This is a genomic window from Pseudomonas sp. FG86 (assembly GCF_057808775.1).
Genome location: NZ_JBMDIS010000065.1, coordinates 26,547 through 36,342 on the forward strand (window position 1 = coordinate 26,547; position 9,796 = coordinate 36,342).

A 9,796-nucleotide genomic window follows, 5' to 3' on the forward strand; every position below is an offset into this window, starting at 1 on the left:
AGTCGTTATAAGAAAAATCGCTATCCTGCGGCCAGAAATTTATAAGGCCGCAGGTAGCAGTGATGGAAGTGGGTAATTTTGGTTTTGTGATTGCTGGCCTGATCGTTGGTTTTATCGTTGGCATGACCGGTGTCGGCGGGGGCTCCTTGATGACCCCGATCCTGTTGTGGTTCGGTATCAACCCGGCCACCGCCGTGGGCACCGACCTGCTGTACGCCGCCATCACCAAGTCCGGTGGGGTGCTGGTGCACAGCAAGAACAAGAACATCGACTGGTCCATCACCGGGTGGCTGACCCTGGGCAGCGTGCCCGCCGTGTTGCTGACCCTGTGGTTCCTCGCCAGCCTGCACACCGACCCCAGCGCCATGAACGCTGTGATCAAGCAGGCTCTCGGCGTAGTGCTGCTGCTGACGGCCCTGGCGATCCTGTTCAAGCAACGGCTGTTGGCCTTCGCCCAACGCCATGCCGGCGACGATTACCATATGCACCCGCGTAACCTGAACACGCTGACGGTGGTGACGGGGGCCGTGCTGGGCACCATGGTCGCCCTGACCTCCATCGGCGCTGGCGCCCTCGGTACGGTGGCGCTGTTTATCCTGTACCCGTTCCTCGCCACGCGGCGCCTGGTGGGGACCGAAATCGCCCACGCCGTGCCCCTGACCCTGGTGGCGGGCCTGGGCCACGCCGGCATGGGCAATATGGACTGGCACCTGTTGGGTTTCTTGCTGATGGGGTCGCTGCCGGGGATCTACCTCGGCAGCCACATGACCGGCAAAGTGCCGGACGCGGTATTGCGCCCGTGCCTGGCGATCATGTTGATGACCATTGGCTACAAACTGGCCTTTTGAGGTGTACGCCGTCCGACTGTGGGAGGGGACAAGCCCCTTTCCGCCGTTTTGACCCGGCTCAGCTTCAAACTTTCGCCGGGCCATTGCCGATCTGCCACACAAACGGCGGCTCGGTGCCATTGATCACCCAATCCCCGACAATTCGCGCCTTGTAGATCACCGGGTTGTGTGACGACACGGTCCGCGCATTGCGCCAATGCCGGTCGAGGGCTTTGCCCTGGCGCACATCCGAGGCCCCCAGCGCGTTGAACAACTCACTGGTGGCACGCTGGATCAACTCCGACACCACCACCTGCGCGGTGGCCGACTCGATTTCGGCGGCCACATTGGCCTCGCGCTCGGCAACATCATCCCCGGCGAACCGTGCCAGGTACGCCCGTTGCGCCGGCACTGCGGCTTTCAACGCAGTGGCTTGAGCGGCATATACCAGCGCCGCGACTTCGCCCACCACTTGCTGAATCTGCGCATCCTGGCTGACATGGGGGGCATTGCCATGGCTGTAGATGCGCTTGCGGTTGCGCACCTGCTGCGCCACATCGTTAAGCGCCGCGCGGCCGATCCCGGCCAGGCTGGCCAGCAGCACGAGCTGGTAAAACGCGGTCTGGTATTTGAAGCGGGTAGCAAAATCGATCACGTTTTCCGCTTCGACCACCGCGTCAGTAAAGCGCGAGGTGCCGCTGCCGGTGGTGCGTTGGCCGAAGCCGTCCCAGTCATCTCTGTGGGCCACGCCAGGCTGGCGCGCGCGGGTGGCGGCGATCACATCGCCACCGGTGTCACTGCGCTGGGCGTAGACATCGATCCAGTCGGCGAAAATGCTGCCAGTGCTGTAGAACTTCTCGCCGTTGAGCTTCCACTGGTCGCCATCCGGGGTGACCTGGGTGACCACATCACCGATGGCCACGTTGCCGATTTCGGTCCAGGCGCAGCCAACGATATCGCCGTCGACAAAGCGCTTGAACCACAGGTCGCGACCGGCACTGGGCGGCGCATTCAAGCGGTCTTCGGCAAAGGCGAAGTGCCCGCGCAGGGCCTGGGGCACATTGGAGTCGGCGGCGGCCAGTTCGATCAGCAGTTCAAACAATTGCGGCAGGGACGCACCACCGCCACCGTATTCCACGGGCACTCGCACTGCGCCAAAGCCGGCGTCCTTTAGCCACTGGATTGGCTCATAGGGCAGGGCGCGGGTTTGCTCGCGCTGCACCGCGCCTTCGGCGATGCGCTGGAAGATCGGCCGGAAGCGTGCGGCCAGGGTGGGGTAGTCGACGCCAATGGACAGCGGGTTGATGACGTGTTGTTCGGTCATGGGAAAGGCTCCGGGGCAGTGATCGATGCCAGGAGTGATTGCACACTCCGTGCCGGGTACCAGAGCCCCTGTTTACGGGGGACTTGCCGCGTTCGCTGTTGCTCCAGCAACAGCAAACCGACAAATCGTCGCAAACCCTGACATCCGCATTCACCGCCGCTGGGTGCCGCAGGTTTGCCGCAACACCCATGGCATGGGCGTTTGCCGCTGGCTGGCACGCTTGCTGCTCAAGCCCTGGGTACATCCCTGTGTGCGAGGTATCGTCAGATGAGTCAACAAGCCGTGAAATTTGCCTATTGGGTGCCCAACGTCAGTGGTGGGCTGGTGGTCAGCAAAATCGAGCAACGCACCCATTGGGGCATCGACTACAACCGCAAACTGGCGCAATTGGCCGAAGAGGCCGGCTTCGAATATGGCCTGACGCAGATTCGCTTTACCGCCGGCTACGGCGCGGAGAACCAGCATGAATCCGTGGCGTTCAGCCATGCCCTGCTGGCAGCGACCACCAAGCTCAAGGTGATTGCGGCGATTTTGCCCGGCCCCTGGCAACCGGCGCTGGCGGCCAAGCAATTGGCGACCATCGATCAACTGACCAATGGCCGTATCGCGGTGAACATCGTCAGTGGCTGGTTCAAGGGCGAGTTCCAGGCCATCGGCGAACATTGGTTGGAACACGACGAGCGCTACCGCCGCTCCGAAGAATTCATCCGTGCCTTGAAAGGCATCTGGAGCCAGGACGACTTCACCTTCAAGGGCGACTTCTATCGCTTCAACAACTACACCCTCAAGCCCAAGCCCCTGGGCCAACCGGAAGTGTTCCAGGGCGGCAGCTCGCGGGCGGCGCGGGATATGGCGGCGCGGGTGTCCGACTGGTACTTCACCAACGGCAACACCCCGGAAGGCATCAAGGCCCAGGTCGACGATATCCGCGCCAAGGCCGCCGCCAACAACCATTCGGTGAAAGTCGGCGTCAACGCCTTCGTGATCGCCCGCGATACCGAGGAAGAAGCCCGCGCCGTGCTCGCGGAAATCATCGACAAGGCCGACCCCGAGGCGGTCAACGCCTTTGGTGATGCGGCCAAACAAGCGGGCAAGGCTTCGCCGGAAGGCGAGGGCAACTGGGCCAAGTCCAGCTTCGAAGACCTGGTGCAATACAACGACGGCTTCAAGACCAACCTGATCGGCACCCCGCAGCAGATTGCCGAGCGCATCGTCGCGCTCAAGGCGGTGGGCGTCGACCTGGTGCTGGCCGGCTTCCTGCACTTCCAGGAAGAAGTGGAGTACTTCGGCAAGCGCGTATTGCCGCTGGTGCGCGAGCTGGAAGCCAAGGCCGGGATCAAGCAGGTGGCCTGAGCGTTTACCGCGTAAACACGAGCACCGCCGCGCGCAATTTGTTGTTGCCGAAGCGGCACATGCGTTCGAACTCGCCATGGCTGACCGGCAAATGCTGGCAGTCCAGGGGCTGGCGGTGCTGGCTGTGGTCCACATCCGGGTCGTGCAGGTAGACGAAGTCATCGTCGCAGTCGGTGACCATCACCCAGTGGGGCGACTTAGAGCGCGTGAGGCGGTAGCTGCTGATCAACACCAGCGGCTGCCCGCCCTCGCGTAATACCCGAGGCAAGTCCAGCGTGCCGCCGAGTACCTGCTCGACGTCGCTGCTGGCCAATTCTTCCTCGAAGGCTTCGTGCACCACGCGCATCACGTCCTTTTTATGTTGATCGCGCACGCCATCGAGAAACAGCGGCCCGCTGACATTCACCTGCATGCGCACCCGAAAACCGCGACGCCAGGCGGCCAGCGCCAGGCCCTGGGGGCTGCAGCCGCCATGGCCGGCGGTCATGAACACGGTGGTCGCTTCCCGCCAGATTTGCAGCTCTTCGCGGCGCAACGCCACGCGCGCAGGCACCAGCGCGCCCATGGCCATCAACAGGCACGCGGCGCCACAGGTGAAATCGGTGGTTTGCGGGTAATACGGCACGCTCTGCGGACGCGCGTCGTGGTGCTGGACGATGCGCTTCTCCAGGCGCAAGGCGGGGGCATGGTCTTCGTAGTAATCGTTGATCAGGGCAAAGCGCCGGTAGCCCGTGCGTTCATACAGGGCGAGGGCGCCAGGGTTGTCGGTGCGCACTTCCAAGCGCAGGTAGGCGCAGTCGTGCTCTACGGCACAGGCCTCGGCGCGGGCCAGCAGTTGTTTGCCCAGGCCCAGGCCGCGTGCGTGCGCGGCGATGGCGATGGAGTACAAACGTGCCAGCGAGGTGCCGCGATGGAACAGCAGCAGCGCATAGCCCAGTAATTGCCCGTCCTGTTCGGCCACCAGCAGTTGGCCGTGGGCGCGGCTGATCATCCACTGGAAACTGCGCGGTGACAGCCGGTCGGTGGTGAAACAATGCTGTTCCAGTACGACTAATGCCGGCACATCGCCGGGGGTTGCAACGCGAAAGAAAAGAGCCATATGACCGCCGTAAAAGTTGCGTAACGAAACGGGACTTCTCTAAAAGATCGTGCTTAATAGAAAAGGTCGAGTTCTCTAAAGCGGATCAAATATTATGTCAGCGGTACAAGGTCATTGGCGTGAAGTATCCGAGCAAACTGTCGCGGCGACAATAACTTCCAAAGGTTATTTTTCTGTTTTGCCCAGAGGCGCAAGTCAAGTCGTGATCATTGTCGAGCGCAAGGAAGATTGGGCCTCTTATTTCCCCAGCGAAGACATCGTCACCGCCCAGGAATACCTGGAACACACCCGGGAAAACGAGACGGGCAAGCGCGTGCAGGTAATCAACCTGTGCCGCAGCTACAAGTACCTGGGCCACGGCTACTACTGCTCGCTGCTGGCCGAGGCGCGCGGTCACAAGGTAATTCCGTCGGTGCGTACCATCAGTGAACTGACCCGAAAGTCATTGTATGGCCTGGCGTTGGATGACCTGGATAAAACCCTCGATAAAGCCTTGAGTCATCATCTCTACAGTAATACCGAGGGCTTTACCCTGACCCTTTACTTTGGTCGAACCAATATAGAACCGTTGCAGGAATTGGCCCGTCAATTGTTTGAGGCCTTTCCGTGCCCAATCCTCTTAGTTGAATTCAGAAAGAATAACGGCTGGCACATAGAGGGGGTCAAGTCCGGTGTATTGCACAAGTTGCGCGATGACCAGGAAGATCAATTCGCCCACGCCCTCGACAACTTCAGTCGCAAGATCTGGCGCCAGCCACGCTCACGACGCATGGCCCGCTATGACCTGGCGATTCTTCACGATCCCCAGGAGCAATTGCCGCCGTCCAACGCCCGCGCCCTGGACAATTTCGTGCGGGTCGGCAAGGGGCTGGGTATCGATGTGGAGCTGATCGAGCGCAAAGACTACGCGCGCCTGGCCGAATACGACGCTTTGCTGATCCGTGAGACCACCAGTATCGACAACCATACCTACCGCTTTGCCAAGAAAGCCGAAAGCGAAGGGTTGGTGGTGATGGATGACCCGGCGTCGATCCTGCGCTGTACCAACAAGGTCTACCTCACCGATTTGCTCAATAGCCATCAACTGGGCATGCCGGCCACCGAGATTCTGTACAAGGAGCGACCGGAAGACTTCGAACGGGTGGGCGAGCGCCTCGGCTTCCCCCTGGTGTTGAAAATCCCCGATGGGTGTTTCTCCCGAGGCGTGATCAAGGTGGAAAGCCAGGAAGCCTTGCTCAAGGCCACCGCCGAACTGTTCGAACATTCGGTCCTGCTGCTGGCCCAGGAGTTTTTCTATACCGAGTACGACTGGCGTATTGGCGTGCTCAACCGCAAGCCGATTTTTGCCTGCCAGTACTTTATGTCCAAGGGCCATTGGCAGATCTACAACCACAAGGCCATCGGCCAGGACATCAACGGCGAATGCCGTACCCTGGCGGTCCATGAGGCGCCCAAGGCGGTGGTGGAACTGGCGGTGAAGACCGCCAACCTGATCGGCGACGGCCTCTACGGCGTAGACCTCAAGCAGTCCGGCGACAAGGTGGTGGTGATCGAAGTCAACGACAATCCCAACCTGGACGCGGGTATCGAAGATGCCTACTTGCAGGACGACCTGTACAGCCTGGTGCTGGAAGAGTTTGTGCGGCGCCTGGAGTTGAAGCGTCAGGGCCAGGCCTGGTGAGTCGGGATGATCCAGCGCTTTGAACTGACCGATGGAAAACTGCGCCGCGGGGACAATGACGATGCCCCGATCCTGCTGTTCAACAACCCTGACCTGGTCGAGCGTGAGTGGCTGCGCGACCACCACAAGCTGGATGAACATGCCCTGGCCTCGGCGCTCGATCCCGACGAAGTGTCACGTATCGAATTCCACCCCGACAACCTGTTCCTGATCTGGAAGCGCCCGGAAAACTACTCCGGTGGCGGCAACCTGGTGTTCGAAGTGTCATCCTGCGGCTTGTTGTTTTCGCCTGGCCGCCTGCTGGTGATCGCCCCCGACGAAACCCCGCTGACCGGCCTGGGCAAGCGCCGGCCGCTGCATACGCCGCTCGACGTGTTGCTTGACCTGCTGCTGAACAACATCCACCACTACCTCGGCCACCTCAAGGTGATCAAGCTGGTCGCGCGGGAGTTGCAGCAACAGTTCAACGCGTCCATGAGCAACCATCACCTGATGCAGATGTTCAACCTCAGTGAAAGCCTGATCTATTACATCAACGCGCTGCACAGCAACGGCGCGGTGCTCTCGCGCCTGCGCAACCATGCCGGGAAGGAACAGTTCAGCAGCGAGATTCTGGGTCTGATCGACGACCTGATCATCGAGAACCACCAATGCTACAAACAGGCCGAGATCTATTCCAACGTGTTTTCCGGGTTGATCGACGCGCGCGGCAACCTGATGAACAACAGCATGAACAACCTACTGCGCAAGCTGACCCTGATCAACGTGGTGTTCCTACCGCTTAACCTGATCGCCAGCATTGGCGGCATGTCGGAGTTCAGCATGATGACGGCGGGGACGCCGTGGTGGGTGTCATACCCGTTGTTTTTGGCAGCGATGGGGTTGGGGGCCGGGTTGATGGTGATGGGATTGAAGCGGATAGCGGGTGCGGCGATGTGAAGGGGGACGGTGGTTCGGTGGGCTTATCCGTGGTTGCGCCCTTACGGCGGACACGAGCCCCGAGGCAGGCTTGAATCCGTGGTCCACGGATTCAAGCCTGCCTCCGGCCAGCGCGGTTTAACGGGGGCCGAAGCAGAGCAACTGCCGTTCAGGCGCTGTTACTGATTGCGTGTCACCCGCCAAATGGTATTGGCCAAGTCGTCCGCAATGATCAGGGCGCCTTTCGGGTCGACCGTGACGCCTACCGGGCGTCCACGGGTCTTGCCGTCGTCGCCGCGGAAGCCGGTGGCGAAGTCGATGGGCTGGCCAGCTGGCTTGCCATGGCTGAACGGCACGAAGATGACTTTGTAGCCCACCGGGTTGTCGCGGTTCCAACTGCCGTGTTCGCCGACAAATACACCCTCGGCGAATTGTTCACCCATGGCCGCGATGGAAAAGTCGACGCCCAGTGCCGCTACGTGGGAGCCGAGGCTGTAATCGGGCTTGATCGCGGCGGCCACCTTGGCCGGGTTTTGCGGTTGTGCACGCGGGTCGACGTTTTGCCCCCAGTAGCTGTAGGGCCAGCCGTAGAAGGCACCTTCGCGCACCGAGGTCAGGTAGTCGGGCACCAGGTCGGGGCCGAGTTCATCGCGTTCGTTGACCACTGTCCACAGTTGCCCGGAGTTGGGTTGGATCGTCAGGGCCGTCGGGTTGCGCAAGCCGGTGGCGTAGGGTCTGTGCGCGCCGGTGGTGGCATCGACCTGCCAGACCATTGCGCGGTCGATCTCCACTTCCATGCCGCGTTCAGTGATGTTGCTGTTGGAGCCGATGCCCACATACAGGTGGCGCCCATCGTCACTCACGGCCAGGGATTTGGTCCAGTGGTGGTTGATCTGCGCCGGCAGGTCGGTGACTTTGACCGGGGCGCCGCTGGCTTTGGTCTGGCCGTCGGTGTAGTCGAAGCGCACCAGCGCGTCCTGGTTGGCGACGTAGAGTTTACCGTCGGCAAAGGCCAGGCCGTAGGGGGCGTTGAGGTTGTCGGCGAACACGGTTTTCAGTTCATAGGTGCCGTCGCCGTCCGCATCGCGCAGCAGGGTAATGCGGTTGCCGCTCTTGACCTTGGTATTGCCCTGGGCCTTGATCACGCTGGCGATCACATCCTTGGGCTTGAGCTTGGCCGCGCTGCCGCCACGACCTTCGGCAACGAGGATGTCGCCATTGGGCAATACCAGGGTCTGGCGCGGGATGGCCAGGTCGGTGGCGATGGCGGTGACGCTGTAGCCGTCGGGCACCTTGGGCTTCTCGTTGCCCCAGGGCGTGGGTTCGGCAATCTTCATGCTGGGCAGCAGGCTGCTTTGCTGCTCCGGCAGTTTTGGGTCGGGGCCACGGGCCTGGGTGTTGTCGCCTTCGCCGCCGCAGGCACTGAGCAGCAGCGCGGCGCTTAACAGGGTGAGTGTATTGGACGCTTTCATTGGGCAGCTCCCGAGCGCAGGTTAGTCAGGCCGACCCAGGTCGCAACCACGCTCAGCACTGTCACGACCACCGACAGCACCAGGCCGGTCGGCATCATGGCGTAGGCGTCCTTGGCATGCTGGAAAGCGTTGACCAGCCCGAGTACCCAGGTCGCCAACAGCAACAGGCAATACACGGCGGGTCGGCCGACCTTGTGTTCGGCGCGCAGCAGGTTGACCAAGGCGAACAACAGGGCGAATCCACAGAACACCAACGCGCCGGCAATCAGCCAGGAGGCGAAATTGGCCCATTGAATCTGGTAGGTCTGGCCGTAGGCAATGTCACTGATCAGGGCACCGAGAAACAGCGGCACGGTACCCGCCAGCAAGGTGGCATGCAGCGGTCCGGGTGTGTGGCGATAGGCGGGGAGGGTAGTCATGTGGGAACGGCTCCTTGTAAACCAACGCCCCTGGGCGGGGCAGCGCATAGGAAATGAACGCGGTGCCTGTCAGAAAGTTCAGGGTAATTCGTGTCTAAATATGATGATTCAGCCGGAAAGCTGGCATGCTTCATGGCCTCACAAAAGGAGCCGTGCCATGCCCACCCTGCATCTGCTGTGCGGCAAGATTGCCGCCGGCAAATCTACCCTCGCCAAAGAACTGGTCGCCGAACACGCAGCGATCCTGCTCAGTGAAGACACTTGGCTGGCGCAGCTCTACCCTGGGGAGGTTCTCTCGGTGGCCGATTACCTGCGCTGTGCCCAACGCATTCGTGGCGTATTAACGCCGCTGGTGGTTGACCTGTTGAAGTCAGGGCTCAATGTCGTGCTGGATTTTCCGGCCAACACCCTGGCCAATCGAGAGTGGCTGCGTGGCCTGGCGCAGGTGGCACAGGTGCCGCATTGCCTGCATTACCTTGAGTTGGACGACGACACCTGCCGCGCTCGCCTGCACGCACGCAACGCGCGAGGCGAACATGATTTTGCGGCGACCGATGCCGAGTTTGACCTGATCACGCGGCACTTCAGCGTGCCGCGGGTGGAGGAGGGGTTGGTGATCGAGGTGCATCGCCCTTGAGTTCAGGTCTCTTGTGGCGAGCGGGCTTGCCCTAATGCCGTTCAGTTAAGCGTACATCGCCTTCTG

At 61.4% G+C, this 9,796-nt stretch carries 9 protein-coding genes; 5 read left to right on the forward strand and 4 right to left on the reverse strand.

Annotation, left to right across the window (positions count from 1 at the left end; all coding sequences use genetic code 11):
* The first annotated feature begins 62 nt into the window (after positions 1 to 62).
* A complete protein-coding gene (locus ACODSV_RS27585; protein ID WP_150055999.1) occupies positions 63 to 848 on the forward strand; it encodes a sulfite exporter TauE/SafE family protein in 786 nt (261 codons plus the stop codon).
* Positions 849 to 912: 64 nt separating this feature from the next.
* Here ACODSV_RS27585 and ACODSV_RS27590 read toward each other — a convergent pair whose 3' ends face one another.
* Positions 913 to 2,151, reverse strand: a complete 1,239-nt coding sequence (locus ACODSV_RS27590; RefSeq protein ID WP_150055998.1) for an acyl-CoA dehydrogenase family protein — start codon at positions 2,149 to 2,151, stop codon at positions 913 to 915.
* A gap of 267 nt (positions 2,152 to 2,418) precedes the next feature.
* Between ACODSV_RS27590 and sfnG the strand changes: the two genes are divergently transcribed.
* Positions 2,419 to 3,504, forward strand: a complete 1,086-nt coding sequence (gene sfnG / locus ACODSV_RS27595) for a dimethylsulfone monooxygenase SfnG (RefSeq protein ID WP_024075799.1) — start codon at positions 2,419 to 2,421, stop codon at positions 3,502 to 3,504.
* Positions 3,505 to 3,508: 4 nt separating this feature from the next.
* Here sfnG and ACODSV_RS27600 read toward each other — a convergent pair whose 3' ends face one another.
* Positions 3,509 to 4,603 (reverse strand): peptidase C39 family protein, encoded by a 1,095-nt coding sequence (locus tag ACODSV_RS27600; RefSeq protein WP_102625449.1) that lies wholly within the window; start codon positions 4,601 to 4,603, stop codon positions 3,509 to 3,511.
* A 94-nt stretch (positions 4,604 to 4,697) separates the two neighbouring features.
* Between ACODSV_RS27600 and ACODSV_RS27605 the strand changes: the two genes are divergently transcribed.
* Both ACODSV_RS27605 and ACODSV_RS27610 read left to right on the forward strand, forming a co-directional pair.
* Complete coding sequence (locus ACODSV_RS27605; protein WP_150055997.1) at positions 4,698 to 6,284, forward strand: RimK family ATP-grasp domain-containing protein; 1,587 nt, start codon at positions 4,698 to 4,700, stop codon at positions 6,282 to 6,284.
* Positions 6,285 to 6,290: 6 nt separating this feature from the next.
* Positions 6,291 to 7,223, forward strand: coding sequence for a magnesium transporter CorA family protein (locus ACODSV_RS27610; protein ID WP_069075852.1), 933 nt, complete (start codon positions 6,291 to 6,293; stop codon positions 7,221 to 7,223).
* A 158-nt stretch (positions 7,224 to 7,381) separates the two neighbouring features.
* Here ACODSV_RS27610 and ACODSV_RS27615 read toward each other — a convergent pair whose 3' ends face one another.
* Together ACODSV_RS27615 and ACODSV_RS27620 are read right to left on the reverse strand one after the other, a co-directional pair.
* Positions 7,382 to 8,674, reverse strand: a complete 1,293-nt coding sequence (locus ACODSV_RS27615) for a PQQ-dependent sugar dehydrogenase (RefSeq protein ID WP_150055996.1) — start codon at positions 8,672 to 8,674, stop codon at positions 7,382 to 7,384.
* Positions 8,671 to 9,093: a DUF2231 domain-containing protein gene (locus tag ACODSV_RS27620; RefSeq protein WP_024075794.1), complete on the reverse strand. Its 423-nt coding sequence runs from the start codon at positions 9,091 to 9,093 to the stop codon at positions 8,671 to 8,673. Before ACODSV_RS27620 ends, ACODSV_RS27615 begins: the two co-directional genes overlap by 4 nt.
* A 157-nt stretch (positions 9,094 to 9,250) precedes the next feature.
* Here ACODSV_RS27620 and ACODSV_RS27625 point away from each other — a divergent pair, with 157 nt between their 5' ends.
* Positions 9,251 to 9,730, forward strand: a complete 480-nt coding sequence (locus ACODSV_RS27625; protein ID WP_024075793.1) for a P-loop nucleotide/nucleoside kinase family protein — start codon at positions 9,251 to 9,253, stop codon at positions 9,728 to 9,730.
* Positions 9,731 to 9,796 lie beyond the last annotated feature (66 nt).